This is a genomic window from Streptomyces sp. NPDC001100 (assembly GCF_053598575.1).
The window spans coordinates 36,886-50,885 of sequence record NZ_JBSFKO010000001.1; the positions used below are offsets into that span (position 1 = coordinate 36,886).

Annotated in this window: 11 protein-coding genes; 6 read left to right on the top strand and 5 right to left on the bottom strand. The window is 69.5% G+C overall.

All coding sequences use genetic code 11. The features are described from left to right. Positions 1–62: 62 nt before the first annotated feature. Positions 63–470: a hypothetical protein gene (locus ACWDEW_RS00180; RefSeq protein ID WP_450508079.1), complete on the top strand. Its 408-nt coding sequence runs from the start codon at positions 63–65 to the stop codon at positions 468–470. 24 nt (positions 471–494) lie between these two features. Here the strand turns inward: ACWDEW_RS00180 and ACWDEW_RS00185 are convergent, their stop codons facing one another. Further along, positions 495–2,618 (bottom strand): autotransporter, encoded by a 2,124-nt coding sequence (locus tag ACWDEW_RS00185; protein ID WP_450508081.1) that lies wholly within the window; start codon positions 2,616–2,618, stop codon positions 495–497. A 185-nt stretch (positions 2,619–2,803) separates the two neighbouring features. Between ACWDEW_RS00185 and ACWDEW_RS00190 the strand changes: the two genes are divergently transcribed. Next, entirely contained in the window at positions 2,804–3,874 is a 1,071-nt protein-coding gene (locus ACWDEW_RS00190; protein ID WP_450508083.1) for a glycoside hydrolase family 43 protein, read from the top strand. A gap of 1 nt (position 3,875) precedes the next feature. After that, the gene (locus ACWDEW_RS00195) at positions 3,876–5,288 is read left to right on the top strand and encodes an RICIN domain-containing protein (protein WP_450508085.1); all 1,413 of its coding nucleotides are present in this window, start codon (positions 3,876–3,878) and stop codon (positions 5,286–5,288) included. An 8-nt stretch (positions 5,289–5,296) separates the two neighbouring features. On the opposite strand, the gene ACWDEW_RS00200 is transcribed toward ACWDEW_RS00195, so the two are convergent. Further along, a complete protein-coding gene (locus tag ACWDEW_RS00200) occupies positions 5,297–6,370 on the bottom strand; it encodes a pectinesterase family protein (RefSeq protein WP_450508087.1) in 1,074 nt (357 codons plus the stop codon). Between the two features lie 39 nt (positions 6,371–6,409). Continuing rightward, entirely contained in the window at positions 6,410–8,089 is a 1,680-nt protein-coding gene (locus ACWDEW_RS00205) for a rhamnogalacturonan lyase B N-terminal domain-containing protein (RefSeq protein ID WP_450508089.1), read from the bottom strand. Positions 8,090–8,277: 188 nt separating this feature from the next. On the opposite strand from ACWDEW_RS00205, the gene ACWDEW_RS00210 reads away from it, so the two are divergent. Beyond that, positions 8,278–9,321 (top strand): rhamnogalacturonan acetylesterase, encoded by a 1,044-nt coding sequence (locus tag ACWDEW_RS00210; RefSeq protein ID WP_450508091.1) that lies wholly within the window; start codon positions 8,278–8,280, stop codon positions 9,319–9,321. A 78-nt stretch (positions 9,322–9,399) separates the two neighbouring features. Further along, positions 9,400–11,106: a DUF2264 domain-containing protein gene (locus ACWDEW_RS00215; protein WP_450508093.1), complete on the top strand. Its 1,707-nt coding sequence runs from the start codon at positions 9,400–9,402 to the stop codon at positions 11,104–11,106. On the opposite strand, the gene ACWDEW_RS00220 is transcribed toward ACWDEW_RS00215, so the two are convergent. Further along, complete coding sequence (locus tag ACWDEW_RS00220) at positions 11,051–12,622, bottom strand: hypothetical protein (RefSeq protein ID WP_450508095.1); 1,572 nt, start codon at positions 12,620–12,622, stop codon at positions 11,051–11,053. The two genes, ACWDEW_RS00215 and ACWDEW_RS00220, sit on opposite strands and share 56 nt — an antisense overlap. Before the next feature lie 192 nt (positions 12,623–12,814). On the opposite strand from ACWDEW_RS00220, the gene ACWDEW_RS00225 reads away from it, so the two are divergent. Further along, complete coding sequence (locus ACWDEW_RS00225) at positions 12,815–13,237, top strand: NUDIX hydrolase (protein WP_450508719.1); 423 nt, start codon at positions 12,815–12,817, stop codon at positions 13,235–13,237. Positions 13,238–13,253: 16 nt separating this feature from the next. On the opposite strand, the gene ACWDEW_RS00230 is transcribed toward ACWDEW_RS00225, so the two are convergent. Continuing rightward, entirely contained in the window at positions 13,254–13,979 is a 726-nt protein-coding gene (locus tag ACWDEW_RS00230) for a hypothetical protein (RefSeq protein ID WP_450508096.1), read from the bottom strand. Positions 13,980–14,000: the final 21 nt, after the last annotated feature.

Consider the following 14,000-nt stretch of genomic DNA (forward strand, 5'->3'; position numbering starts at 1 on the left):
GCGATCTGGTGGTCGCGTCCCCGACCTGCGAAGCTTGCGTGTACGCGTCCTGAGGAGGCTCTGTGGTCTATGCGGAAGGGATGGCCCGGTTCACGTTGGCACCCGCTGCCCGTGAACTGCTGCGCCTGTCGGCCGACGGTGAGGAACACTCCACGACGATCCCCTACGGAGGGGACAACTTCACTCTCTATGCCCACCTAAGGGCTCGCCGGACGGCACCCGGCCAGGGCGAAGTGGGCGTGGCGTGCTGGGCCGTCAGCATCGACCTGGCCCGCTTCTTCAGCAGTACCCCTCCGGCCGAGAACGAGACCCGACTGCCTCCGGAGGGGACGGCCACACCGGATGGTGCCTTCACCATCGAGGCGGCCCGCCACCTGGCCGCCGCCCTGAACGCCCTCGACGGTCCCCGCTCCCCGACCAACGGCGACGGCCATCGCACGATGACCGTTCCCGTCGACGCCCTGGAATGACAGGCAACCGCCAGGCCGTGGCCGTCAGCTCTGTGCCGCGTGCCTCCCGCCCCCACCTCCGCGCCTGCTTCCGCCCCGGATGCGCTTGGTCGCCGGGACCAGCAGGGCGCCCAGGAGGCCGAGGCCGAGGGCGTAGGGCCACCAGCCGAAACCGGCGCCGCGCGCGGTGTTCTCGGTGCGGGCCTCGGTGATCGTCGTTCCGGACGACGACTTGGGGTGGGCGGTGGGGGAGGCGGAGCTGCTCGCGGTGGCGGCGGTCAGGACGACGTCGTTGCCGTTGCCGCCCCGGTAGCTGATCCGGTACGTCGTGTCGCCGAGCATGAGCTTGCTGCCCTCGCGAAGTCCCTTGAAGGAGCCGGTCGTTGGGGCGCCGCCCGTGTGATCGAGGATCGTCACGGTCCGGGCGGGATGCGTACCGGCCGCCGAGAGGTCCAGGTCGCCGGCCAGGGCGACCGTGCCCGCCGCCTTCAACGGCTTTGTGCCCAGGACGAGTTCGCCCTTCGCGCTCTGCGTGTAGTTCCCGGTCACGGTGAGGCCGGCGCTCGCGATCACGCCGCCGTTCGTCACCGAACCCTTCACCGTGCCCGAGCCGGTGAGCGTGGTCGCCACCCGCAGTCCCGCCGTCCCCACGTCCAGCCGCGCGCCCGCCGAGGTGAGCCGGATCGCCTTGCTGTGGACGAGAGTTGCCCCCGAGCGGAGCGCCAGCGTGCCCTTCGAGACCGTCGTCGTCCCCGTGTACGTGACCGCCGTGCCCGTCAGTGTCGTCGTCGCGGCGCCGGACTGGACGAGGGACCCCTTGCCCGAGAGGTATGACAGTTTCACGGGGAGTGACACGTTCCGTGCGACAAGGGTCCCGTCGTTCACGATCCGCCGCCCCACCGTGCCGGTCAGCAGCCCGCCGTCGCCGCCCCGCTTCCCGGACCCCAGCCGCAGCACCGCCCCCCTCTCCACGGTCGTCGACCCGTCGTAGTACTGCGGCGCCGCGAAGGTCACGTCGTTCCCGCGCGTCCCCGCGACGACGATGTCCCCGGCGCCGGGCGCGGCCAGCGTGTCGTGGTACCTGCCGCCGCCGATCGGCGCACCGAGGGTGACCGGACCGTCGTAGTCGAAGGTCAGCCTGGACCGGACCCCGCTCGCCGCGTGGAGGTTGATGTAGACGGTGTCCTTGGTGCCCGGCATGAAGATCTGGTGGGTGGTGCCGTCGCCCCACTGGACGTTCGCGCCCTCGATGTTGGTGCCCCGCTTGTTCAACTGGTGGGCGATCGCACGCCAGTTGAGGCCAGGGTCGCTGAGCGAGGGGTTGGTGTCGCCGCCCTGGTCGCTGTAGCTGTACTGGCCGGCGAGGACGACCTTGCTGCCGGGGCGCGAGTGGACGTTGACGTCGCTGCCGTACGCGCGCTGGTAGAAGTTCTGGCGCAGGGTGATCGTCTGGTACAGCGGGGTGTCGATGATCCAGGAGCCATGGTTGAGGATCGCGCGGGCGTCGGGCAGCGCCACCGGGTACTCCGGGCGGCCGACCGCCATGCCGGTGCCGTTGTCGATCACCCCTGAGAAAGGGTGAGTTCCGGCGAGGTCGAGGGTGCCCCACATGTTGCGGGGCTGGGTGACCAGGCCCGAGCCGCTGATGGTGCCGATGTTGAAGGTGCGGGTCAGGGAGAGGCGGAGGGTGCCGTCGACCCGGACGTTGAGCTGGTTCAACTGGTAACCCGGTGTGCTGTACGGGAAGTGACCGATCAGGCCGGTGCCACCCCCCGTGCCGTACTGGAGAGTTGTGCCGCGCTCGACCGTGATCGCGGGCGGATCCGGGTTGCTGACGGTCGTGTACGGGTGGTTGCCGCCCCGGGTGGTCACCTTCTGCCGCCGCCGGGCCGCCGGAAGCGTGAAGTCGCTGTCCTTGGTGAGGACCAGCGTCCCACCGCCGCGCACGGTCAGCGTTCCCTGGCCGCGGAACACCCCGTCGTACGTCGTCGTCCCGGACGGCACGGTGACCACCGTGTCACCGGTGAGCGTGACATCGCGGTCCGCGAGCACGTCGGCGGTCGCGTCACGGGCGCCGGCGGCCGAAGCCGGGGGAGCGGAGACGAGGAGGGCGGCGACCGCGGCGAGGGCGCCGGCGGCGGCTGTTGTCGTGTGGATATGGCTGCGCACGGGAGTGGAGACGGTTCGAGGCGTACCCGGATAACAGAAATTCGAGAACAGACGGAAAGCGCTCTCCCTTTGTCTCGTCGGACCCGTTGACCTCGTGGTGGCACACCCTTACCTTTTCGGCGTTCGAAGTCGTTCGTAATGACAGATGGTGTTCGCCATCTCGAACGTTTCCGAGAGGCAGCCGTATGAGCCGCAACGACGAACTGCCCCATGCACCCAGCCGAAGGCTGATGCTGAAGGGAGCCGCCCTGGCCGCGGGCGCCCTGGCCATCACCCCCGCCCCGGCGACCGCGTCCCCGAAAGCAGCCCCGTTCGTGAACCCGCTCGTCCGCCAGCGCGCCGACCCGTACATCCACCGGCACACCGACGGCCACTACTACTTCACCGCCACCGTCCCCGAGTACGACCGCATCGTTCTGCGCCGCTCCCGCACCCTCAACGGCCTTGCCACCGCCGCCGAGTCGGTGATCTGGACCAAGCACGCGACCGGCGTGATGGGCGCCCACATCTGGGCGCCGGAGATCCATCGCATCGGCGGCAAGTGGTACGTCTACTTCGCCTCCGCACCCGCCGAGAGCGTCTGGGACATCCGCATCTGGGTCCTGGAGAACGCCAACCCCAACCCCTTCCAGGGCACTTGGGAGGAGAAGGGGCAGATCAGGACGGCCTGGGAGACCTTCTCCCTGGACGCCACCACCTTCACCCACCGGGGCACCCGCTATCTCGCCTGGGCCCAGCACGAGCCCGGCATGGACAACAACACCGCCCTGTGGCTGTCGAGGATGGCGAACCCGTGGACCCTGACGGGCCCTCAAATACGCCTGTCCACACCGGAGTACGACTGGGAGACCGTCGGCTACAAGGTCAACGAGGGCCCGGCCGTCATCGCCCGCAACGGCCGCCTCTTCCTGTCCTACTCGGCCAGCGCCACCGACTGGCACTACTGCATGGGCCTGCTGAGCGTCGACGCGAACGCCGACCTCATGGACCCGGAGAACTGGTCCAAGTCGCCGACCCCCGTCTTCACCAGCAACGACACCACCGGGCAGTACGGCCCCGGCCACAACTGCTTCACGGTCGCCGAGGACGGTCGCAGCGACGTCCTCGTCTACCACGCGCGCCAGTACAAGGAGATCACGGGCGATCCCCTGAACGACCCCAACCGCCACACCCGGATCCAGCTCCTCGGCTGGCACCCCGACGGCACCCCCGACTTCGGCGTCCCCGTGGCCGACACCGTGAAGGAGAGTGTGTGAGATGAGACGTGCGTACGCCATCCTGCTCGCCCTGGTCTGCGCCCTCGCCGCCGCCCTGGTGACGGCGGGCCCAGCCCAGGCGGCGGCCGAGACCATTACCAACGGCACGCAGTTCACGGACACTTCGGGCAACGCCCTGCACGCGCACGGCGGCGGGGTGATCAAGGTCGGCAGCTACTACTACTGGTTCGGCGAGGACCGCAACGCCGACAACACCTTCAAGTACGTGGACGCCTACCGCTCCACGGACCTGAAGAACTGGGAGTTCCGCAACCACGTCCTGACCCAGTCCAGCGCCTCCGAGCTGGGCACCGCCTACATCGAGCGGCCGAAGGTCATCTACAACGCGTCCACCGGGCAGTTCGTGATGTGGATGCACAAGGAGAACGGCGTCGACTACAGCGAGGCCAAGGCCGCTGTCGCCGTCTCCTCGACCGTGGACGGCAGTTACACCTACCAGGGCAGCTTCCAGCCGCTCGGCGACAACATGTCGCGGGACATCACGACGTTCGTCGACACCGACGGCACCGCCTACATGGTCTCCGCCGCCAACGAGAACTACGACCTGCACATCTACAAGCTCACCGCCGACTACACCGCCATCGACAGCCTGGTCGCCAACCCGTGGGTCGGCGGACACCGCGAGGCACCGGCCCTCTTCAAGCGCAACGGCGTCTACTTCATGCTGACTTCGGGCGCCACCGGCTGGAGCGCCAACCAGCAGCAGTACGCCACCGCCACCAGCATCACCGGCCCCTGGACGGCCTTCACCAACGTCGGAGACTCGACGGCGTACAACTCGCAGACGGCGTACGTCCTCCCGATCACGGGGACTTCGGGCACCTCCTACCTCTACATGGGCGACCGCTGGGGCAACTCCTTCGGCGGCACCGTCAACGACTCCCGTTACGTCTGGCTGCCGTTGACCTTCCCGACCACCACCTCGATGTCCATGGCGTCCTGGTACCCGGAGGTGTCGATCGACACGACCGCCGGCACGATCACCGGGACGAGCGCGACCTACAACACGCTCGTCGCCCGCAACAGCGCCAAGTGCGCCGACGTACCGAACCAGTCCCTGTGGCAGGGCATCGCGATCAGCCAGTACACCTGCAACAGCGGCACCAACCAGAAGTGGTGGTTCAAGGACCTCGGCACCGGCTACTACGAACTCATGGGCCGGGGCAGCTCGTTGTGCCTCCAGGAGAACTCCACGAACGTCACCCAGGAGAACTGCACCGGCGCCACCACCCAGCAGTGGAGCCTGACCACGTCCGGCAGCTACGTCCTGGTCAAGGCCAGGACGAGCGGCGAGTGCCTGGACGTGTCGGGCGCGTCCACCGCCAACTCCGCCGCGATCATCACGTACACGTGCAGCGGAGCGACCAACCAGCAGTGGACGCGCGGTAGTTGACAGCTCGATTACCGGACCGGATTCCAGCCGTCCGTGCCCGCCAGGTACTTCTGGGCCGTGTAGTTCGCGGCCTGGGAGTCGGTGAGCTGCGGGCGGTTGGAGTTCACCGTGGCGCCCGCGCCGGTGTTCTTGTACTCGAAGAAGCGGGCGTTCTTCCAGGAGTAGCCGCTCATGTCCGTCCAGGGCCCGGCGACCTTCACGGCAGCGGGCAACGAGGTCTGGCGGACGACCAGTTGGCCGACCGCGTCCGCCGTCGGATGCCAAGGACGGCCCAGGTAGTAGGTGTTGGCCGCCGCGGAGCTGGTCACCGAGCTGCCGGTGACGAGGATGCCGTACGTCTTCGCGGAGCTGGTGTTGGGCGCCGACAGGAAGCCGTTGAGACCGCCCGCCGCCGCGCCCGAGTTGCGCAGCTGGATGTTGACCCGGTCGTAGACGGCCGTGGCGTTGCCGAAGACGAAGTCCACGTCCCCTGAGATGAACGACGAGTAGAAGTACTGCCGGTACTGACCGGTCGAGGACGGCGACCAGTTGAGGACGGTGTCCTGGCGGCTGACGAACCTGTCGTTGGTGAAGGTCTGCCGGTCGCCCTGTGCGGTGATCGCGACGGCCTGGGTGTCCGTGATGTCGGGGTGGGCCGCCTTGTCGAAGGTGTTCTGGACGGTGATCCCGGCGACGGTGAGACCGCTCGCCGAGAACGTCGCCACCGAACTGCCCAGCGTGCCGTACTTGTTGCCACTGGCGTCGGTGTAACCGGCCGCCCGGTCATAGGTGATGACGACGTCCTCGGCGTTGCCGGTGGCGCCCTGGATGGTCAACCCGGTCTTCCCGGACGGGACGTTGACGATCTCCGCGTACGTGCCCTTCGCGACGGAGATCGTGTCGCCGGCGGCCGCCGCGTTCACGGCGGCCTGCACGGTGGTGAAGCGGCCCGAACCGTCCTTGGCGACGGTGATGACGGTGGCGGCCCGTGCCTGGGTCACCAGCGACACGGCGACCAGCCCGAGGGCGGCCGCGGTACCGGTCGCCACGGCGGCGGCTCGACGCCGGGCGGGGGAGCGGCGGTGCGTGTTCGGCTCTGTCATACCCACAAGTCGCCGTCCCCCGCCCGGAAGTTGCCGCCTCTAGGCGAGAAGGTCGATCGCGTCGATCGACGTACCGGCGCTCAGGAACGACGTCGACCCCGACCCGCTCGCCACATAGATCTTCAGCGTGTTGTACGCGCTCGTGTCCGTCAGCCAGGCGGAGGCCGGAACGCTGTACGTGAACGTGTAGTTGTTGCCCCGGTAGGACCCCACGGTCAGCGACCGCGTGCTCGGCTGGGTGGGCGGCGACGGGACGGCCGAGGTCCAGGTGTCGTTGACGACGACCTGCGGCCGGCCGTTCGCGTACGCCGTCGTCACCCCGATGCGCAGCGTGTGTGCGGCGGCGAGCTGAGCGGCCGTCAGCTTGAAGTACACGATGAGGCCGCTGTTCACGTCCTTCCAGAGGTAGCAGGGGAACGCCGAGGTCTCCGTCCCGCTGCCGATGACGACATTGCCGGTCCAGGAGGCGGCCCGCACGTCCGAGGGATGCGCGTACGTCATCAGGTCCGCGTTCTTGAACCCGCTCGGCGTGCCGTCCCAGTTGCCGATCCGCCAGATCGCGCTCGCGTTGGACGGGTCGTTCGAGGAGGGGATCGCGATGCTGTTCAGCGTCGTCGTGCCGCCCGCGGTGACCGCCACCGACCCGGTGTAGACGGCGAGTTCACCCTTGAACACGGTCAACGTGTAGGTCCCCGGCAGGACTCCGGCGATGGAGAAGTAGCCGTCCGACGCCCGTGCCGAACCCCAGTACTGCGCCGCCGAGTTGGCGAGCCCGACCGTGTACGCGTACGCCGTGTCGCGCCCGGTGATGCCGACCCCCGCGACCCGGCCCCGGCCGCCGGAGGCCACGTACCCGGAGATGCCGAGCGAATCCGCCCACGAGGTCGTGAGGTTGGCGTGGTAGAGCGAGGAGGAGGGCGCGCCGCCGTCCGTGAACGCGATGACGTACGGCCCCTGGAGACCGAAGCGCTGCGCCTCCGTCTGGTTCTCGCCGTAGTACAGGATCTCGTACAACCCGCCGCCGTCCGCGCTCTGATGGCGCAGCAGGGAGCGGTAGAACGGGCCGCCGGACGCCTTCTCGTGGTTGCTGCGCACGACCCACAGGCCGACGCTGCCGGTGGTCCAGCCGATGTAGTCGTAGTCGACGACCCGCTTCTTCGAGTAGTGCTTGGAGCGGGTCTGGCCGTCGGACTTCTCGAAGACGTCGGCGGACTCGATGGTGGTGGGCGCGTAAGTGTAGGAATCCGGCTCGTCGTTGAGGAACATGCCGGCCTTCACGCGCACGATGTAGCGGGTCGCGCTGACGGAGTCGTCGGCCTTGTTGGTCCACAGGTAGACGTTGTTCTCGCCGCTGCGGGCCGCGTAGTAGTGCTTCAGCGTGCCGTGCGTGACGGAGATCAGGATCGTCGTGCCGGACTGCGCGATCGTCACGGTGGACGCGCCGAGGCCGGACTCGACATGCGAGTTCATGCCGCCGTAGCCCTGGTACTCGGTGCCCTTGTAGACCAGCGAGGTCAGGTCGCCGTTCGTCTTGCTGACCTTGAGGACCAGGCTGGTGCCGGTGTCGACGACGTAGTTCGAGCCGTCGTCGGTGTAGCCGAAGCTCGCGGCGGACGCGCTCTCGGCGAGCGGTCCGGCGAGCGCCGCCGAACCGGCCGCGGCCGCCGTGCCGAGGACGAAGGTGCGGCGACGGACCGGTCTGTTCACGGAACCGGACATGGGGGGTGCCTCCTTCGGGAGGTGGGGGTGCGGGTGCTTTGGAGGGTGACAGTTGAATCGATTTCGCGAAAGGGCTTTCGCGGTGTGGGAGTTGGCGATGATGCGAAATTCGGCACAGGTCTAGAAAGCGCTTGTCCGGAGCGGTACGGTCCACCGCCAGGCCTTGTCGTCGGACGGAGGAGCCACGGATGAGACGTTTCAACATCGCCCTGCTGGCCGCGGTGACCCTGAGCACCGCCCTGTCGGCCGCCCCCGCACAGGCCCACGACCGCACGCCCCCGCTCGGCATCGCCGACTGCACCGCGACCGCCTGCCACTTCGACGTCCCGCCCGGCACCTACGACGTGACGGTCCGCCTCGGCGGCGAGAGCGCGGCGAGTACGGCCATCAGCGGCGAGACCCGGCGCTCCCTGCTCCCCGAGACGGCCACCGCGGCCGGGCAGACGGTCACCCGCAGCTTCACCGTGAACGTCCGCACCCCCGAGGGCGAACCCACCGGCCCCGACGGTACCCCCGGCCTCGACCTCACCCTCGGCGGCACCGCCCCCGACCTCGCCGACATCCGGGTGACCCCCGCCCACCACCCCCACCAGATCATCCTGATCGGCGACTCCACGGTGTGCGACCAACCGGGCGACCCGTATTCCGGCTGGGGCCAACAGCTCCCGCAGTTCCTGCGGAAGGGTGTCTCCGTCGCCAACTACGCGGATTCCGGGGAGAGTACGGTCACCTATCTGGGGAATCCCTTGCTCTGGGGGACGGTTCAGCCGCTGATCAACCCCGGTGACCTCGTCCTGGTCCAGCTCGCCCACAACGACAAGACGACCGACGAGGCGACGTACCGCGCGAACTTGGAAACCCTCGTAGCGGGTATCCGGGAGATGGGCGGTCGTCCGGTTCTGGTGACACCGATCGTCCGACGCTGGTTCAATGCCGACGGCACACTGAACAACGACACAGCACTGCTGGTGAACGGACTCGGCGTCGACCTGCCGGGCGTCATCCGCTCGGTCGCCGCCGCCGAGGGGGTAACACTGATCGATCTCACGGCGCAGACCAAGGCGCTGGTGGAATCGCTGGGAGTGGAAGGCTCCAAGGCGATCTATCTCTACAACGAGAAGAAGGACAACACGCACACCTCCGTGCACGGTGCCACGGTGTACGCGGGCCTGGTCCGCGACGCACTCGTCGCCCGGCATCTGCTGCCGGAGGACCGGGTACGGGTGGGTTGAGACCCGAAAGACCCCTGGGGCGTTCCGACCGGAACCGGGGCGCCCCAGGCTCCACCCGTCGCCCGTGAGAGTGAGCCGATGCAACTGCCCGCCGACGACCGCGAGTCGAGCCCCCGCACCGGCTACACCCGCGCCCACTGGGAGACGGCCGCCGACGCCCTCCTCGCCGCCGTGGAGCCGTACGCCACCGAGGACCGCGCGCTCTACCACCTCCCCGGCACCCGCGCCAGCTGGTCGGGCGGGCTCTCCGACGGCCTGGAGGGCTACGCCCGCACCCTCCTGCTGGCCGCCTTCCGCCGCGACGAGACGGCCCTGGAACGCTACGCCGACGGCCTCGCCGCTGGCGTCGCGGGCGTCTGGCCCCGCATCGAGGACCGCGGCCAGCCCCTGGTCGAGGCGGCCTCGATCGCCCTCGCCCTGCGCCTGACCCGCCCCCTCCTCTGGGACCGCCTCGACGAGTCGGTACGACAGCGCGCGGCAGCTTGGCTCACCGACGCCCTCACGGCCGAACCCTGGCCCTGCAACTGGGAGTTGTTCCCGGTCACGGTCGGCGGCTTCCTCCAGGAGATCGGCCACGAACCCGAGGCCTCCCGCAAGGCCATCGACCACGGCCTGGAGCGCATCGAGCAGTGGTACGTCGGCGACGGCTGGTACACCGACGGCGACGGTCGCAAGTTCGACTACTACAACGGCTGGGCCATGCACCTCTACCCGGTCCTGCACGCCTGGCTCGCCGACGACCCCCGACTGCTCGACCTCTACGGCGCCCGCCTGGAACGCCATCTCGCCGACTACGCCCGCCTGTTCGGCGGCGACGGCGCCCCGATGCACCAGGGCCGTTCGCTCACGTATCGGTTCGCGACGACGGCTCCGCTGTGGCTGGGCGCGCTGACGGGCCGTACGCCCCTGTCGCCGGGCGAGACGCGGCGGCTGGCGTCGGGAGCGCTGAAGTACTTCCTGGACCGGGGCGCGGTGGACGACAGGGGCCTGCTGACCCTCGGCTGGCACGGCCCCGACGAGGCTGTCCTGCAAGGCTATTCGGGCCCCGCGTCCCCGTACTGGGCCAGCAAGGGCTTCCTCGGCCTGCTCCTCCCGCCGGAGCACGAGGTCTGGACGGCGGTCGAGGAACCGGGCCCGACGGAACGCACGGACGCGGTCACCGCGATCTCCCCCGCCAACTGGCTGCTCCAGTCGACCAGTTCGGACGGCCTGGTCCGCCTGCACAACCACGGCAGCGAGGACGTCCGCTACGACCCGTACTACACGCGCCTCGCCTACTCCACCGCCACGACACCCTCGCCGTCGTACGACAACAGCGTGTTCGTGGGCGGCGATCCGAGCCGTACGGACATCGTGCCGTTGGGGGTGGGGCAGGGGTGGGTGGCCTCCCGGCACACGTCCGCTTCCGGTGCCCGGGTGACCAGCGTGGTGCTGGCCGAGGGCGCGGTGGAGGTGCGGGCGCATCTGGTGGTGGGCGCGGCCAAGGGCACGCCGGTGCGGGTCACGGGCTGGTCGGCGGGAGACGGGCAGCTGGCCGAACTCGTTTCCGTGCATGGGCTGTTGGACGGCGAGGGTGTCGTCGGTGACGGGCCCACCCTGTTCGTCGCCCTGGTCCGGCTCACTGCGGAGCCGGACCCCCGTCCCCTCGCGGAACTGGTGTCCGTGGAGGTCCACGGGGATCACGGCGTCTCCGTTCAGTGGGCCGGCGGCAGGCGCCTGAACTACCGGTTCACGGAGTCAGCCGGGCTATTCGGAGGCTCGTGGCGGTCGGCGACGCCCCGTTGAGCGGGCTCGCGTAGGTCGGCGTGACCGGTGCGTACGCCCAGGTCAGCGTGCCGTTCTTCAGGACCGCGATGTCACCGGTGATCCGGGCGCTCACCACCTTGTCCGCACTCTGGAACTTGCCGTTCCAGTCGATGAGCCGCAGATGGGTGCCCGTGAAGGTGCCGGTGCAGGTGCCGGCCGCGCACTTGGCGCCCTTCAGGGACTCCCAGGAGACCAGGAGGCGGTCCTTGCCGTAGGGCGCGATGTGTACGTCGACGTTCTCGGTGCCGGCCGCGCTGGTGAGGTGAATCGCCTTGCCGGGGCCGGAGTTGCGGTTGGCCATGAAGGCGACGGCGACCTGGTGGGTGCTCGTCTTCGGGGTGACCGTCCAGCCGCGGCCGCTGGAGTCGGCGGCGTTCTTCTTGGCCGAGGCGGCGCCGCGGGAGGCGAAGGCCGTGGCGTACCGTCCGCTCGCCGACTTCACCAGGTCACCCGTGCGGCCGGGGAAGGTACCACCGCAGTACCCCGCCCAGCACTGCTCGCGCTGTACGACCGGCGCCACGTCCGGGGCGCCGATCCCGGTGGAGACGAACAGGCCCGAGCGCCAGTCGTCGAAGCAGAGCGAGGTGAAGGCGCCGGAGGTCTCCGCGTGCAGCGCGATGCCCTCGTTGTGGCTGCAGCCCCAGCTCCAACCCCCGCTCAGCTTGGCGCCCTTGGCGTTGATGTACGCCAACTTGTCGCCGAAGTGGCCGTCCGCGAAGCCGCCCGCGCCGTGCACCACGAAGTAGGCGCCGTACTTGCTGCCGTTCCAGACGAGTTGGCCGTCGAGACCGGGGGAGGTGTCGTTCGAGGCGGTGCCGGTGAGCTTGGTGCGGAAGGTCTGCTTGCCGTTCGTGTAGCGGATGATCGCGGCGGCCGTCTCCTTCCACTTGTTGGTGTCGGCCACCCGGGTGAGCAGCGCGAAGCCGTCGTTGTGCGCGACCAGGCCGCCGACCTCCTTGGCGCCCTTGACGACCGTGTCGGCGCCCGAGCGCACTCCGGCGGCGTTCAGCGGGGTCACGTGGACGCCGTCCGCGGCGGGCCAGGCGACGCGCAGGGTGCCGTTGGGGGCCACGGCCGTGGAAGTCCGGGTCCACTGGCGGGTGTTGTTGTAACCGGCCGTCAGATAGGGGAACTTGGCGGTGAGCGCCACCGTGGTGCTGGTCGGGGTGAGCGTGCCGGTCACGGTCTTGGCGGCGGCGGCCGGAGTCTTGGAGACCGCCTTCGGGGTGGTTGTCGGGGCGGTCTTCGCGGAGGAGGCGGTCGTGGTCGCCGTGGGCGAGGTGGACGCGGAGCCGTCGGCGCCGGTGGACGGGGACGTGGTCGCCCCGGCCGCGGTCGAGTTGCCGCTTCCGCTGCCGCCGCTGTCCGTCGCCGCGGTCGCGTACCACGCGCCGCCCAGCAGGGCCGCGACGGCGAGCGAGCCCGCGAGCGGCCTGCGGGCGATGCGGCGGGGGCCGCGGCGACGGCGCGAAGTGGTGCGTCTTGCGTTGGTCATGCCCCCAAGTCGCCGCCCGCACGGCGGAGGTTGCCGCGCTGCCGGGCGGAATGTTCCGGAGGTGGCAGCGGCTCCGTCCGGAGGTGAGACCGGCTCCACAGCCCGGGCGGGCCGATCCTGGTACGTTGGAAGCTTTCCTGGGTATCAGACCCTTTGGACTCATCTCCGGCGAGGGACCGAGGAACCATGACCATGGACCCCGGCGACAAGCGGCTGGCGGCTGCCGTCGTGATGGACGACGACGGGCGCGTACTTCTGGTGCGCCGAAGCGCCACCGAGCGATTCCTGCCCAGGGTGTGGGGCGTTCCCTGCGGGAAGCTGGAGCCGGACGAGCGGTCCGAGGACGGTGCGCTGCGCGAGCTGAAGGAAGAGACCGGGCTCCTCGGCGAGATCGTCCGCAAGATCGGCGAGTCGTCCTTCGTGAGTGAGTACCGAGGCCGCGACATCAAGAACTGGCAGGACAACTTCCTGGTCAGGCCGCTGACCCAGGACATCACCCTCCCCGAGCCCGACCAGGCGTACCGCTGGCTCCGGCCCTCCGAGCTGGCCGAATCGGGCCTCGACATCGACGCGTACAACCTGGATGTCGTACGACAGGCCCTCGCGGACTTCTGAAAACTCCGCCGGGCCCTCATGAGCTTATGAGCGACTCCGCCAGGGCAGTCAACGCGCCCAGATAGTCCTTCACATCGAGCGGCACCTTCGCCACCGCGCCCGGATGCGGACCCGCGGCCGTGAACACGTCGGTGTGGCGCCGCCGTTCCGCCCCCGTCTCCAGGAACAGCGTCACGGTCGGTACGTCCGTGTCGCACCAGGCCCGGTGCAGGGTGTTCGCCGGGAGAGCGTATGCGCTGCCCGCCGCGTACTGCCCCATGTGCGTCAGCCGCAGCCGCGCCGGTCCCGTGGGCCGCAGCGTCCAGTCGGCGCTACGCTCGGCGAGGGACTCCTCGTACCGGTCCGCCGTGATCCCGCCGTCGCCGCGCACCTCGTACAGCTCCATCGCGAGCCGGCCCCGGACCACGTAGGAGGCAAGCGGGGAACGGTGGTTGTGGATGTCCTCCGCGCCGATCGAATCCGCGTCGGGATGCCAGAGATGCGCGCGCAGCATGTGGCGGGGGCCGCCGTCGATCAGCAACAGCTTGTCGAAGCCCAGGACGTGACGGTACGACAGCCCCGCGCAGTGCTCGGGATCGCCCTCGCCGGAGGCGAGTTCGGCCACCAGCTCCAACAGCCGCTCGGGAGAGCCCAGTTCGGCGATGACGGCACGGGCCGCGGTCACCGTCGCGTCGTCGGACAGATCGCCGTCCAGCGCCTCGGTCAGCAGCCGTCGCGCCGCCAGGATCTGCCGACCACCCATGCACTCACTCCCCAACTCGCT

What these genes read in the sequence shown, in the direction of transcription:
- ACWDEW_RS00190 (WP_450508083.1), top strand. Translation starts at nt 2,804, where the DNA reads ATGAGCCGCAACGACGAACTGCCCCATGCACCCAGCCGAAGGCTGATG.
- ACWDEW_RS00195 (WP_450508085.1), top strand. Translation starts at nt 3,876, where the DNA reads ATGAGACGTGCGTACGCCATCCTGCTCGCCCTGGTCTGCGCCCTCGCC.
- ACWDEW_RS00200 (WP_450508087.1), bottom strand. Translation starts at nt 6,370, where the DNA reads ATGACAGAGCCGAACACGCACCGCCGCTCCCCCGCCCGGCGTCGAGCC.
- ACWDEW_RS00205 (WP_450508089.1), bottom strand. Translation starts at nt 8,089, where the DNA reads ATGTCCGGTTCCGTGAACAGACCGGTCCGTCGCCGCACCTTCGTCCTC.
- ACWDEW_RS00210 (WP_450508091.1), top strand. Translation starts at nt 8,278, where the DNA reads ATGAGACGTTTCAACATCGCCCTGCTGGCCGCGGTGACCCTGAGCACC.
- ACWDEW_RS00215 (WP_450508093.1), top strand. Translation starts at nt 9,400, where the DNA reads ATGCAACTGCCCGCCGACGACCGCGAGTCGAGCCCCCGCACCGGCTAC.
- ACWDEW_RS00220 (WP_450508095.1), bottom strand. Translation starts at nt 12,622, where the DNA reads ATGACCAACGCAAGACGCACCACTTCGCGCCGTCGCCGCGGCCCCCGC.
- ACWDEW_RS00225 (WP_450508719.1), top strand. Translation starts at nt 12,815, where the DNA reads ATGGACCCCGGCGACAAGCGGCTGGCGGCTGCCGTCGTGATGGACGAC.
- ACWDEW_RS00230 (WP_450508096.1), bottom strand. Translation starts at nt 13,979, where the DNA reads ATGGGTGGTCGGCAGATCCTGGCGGCGCGACGGCTGCTGACCGAGGCG.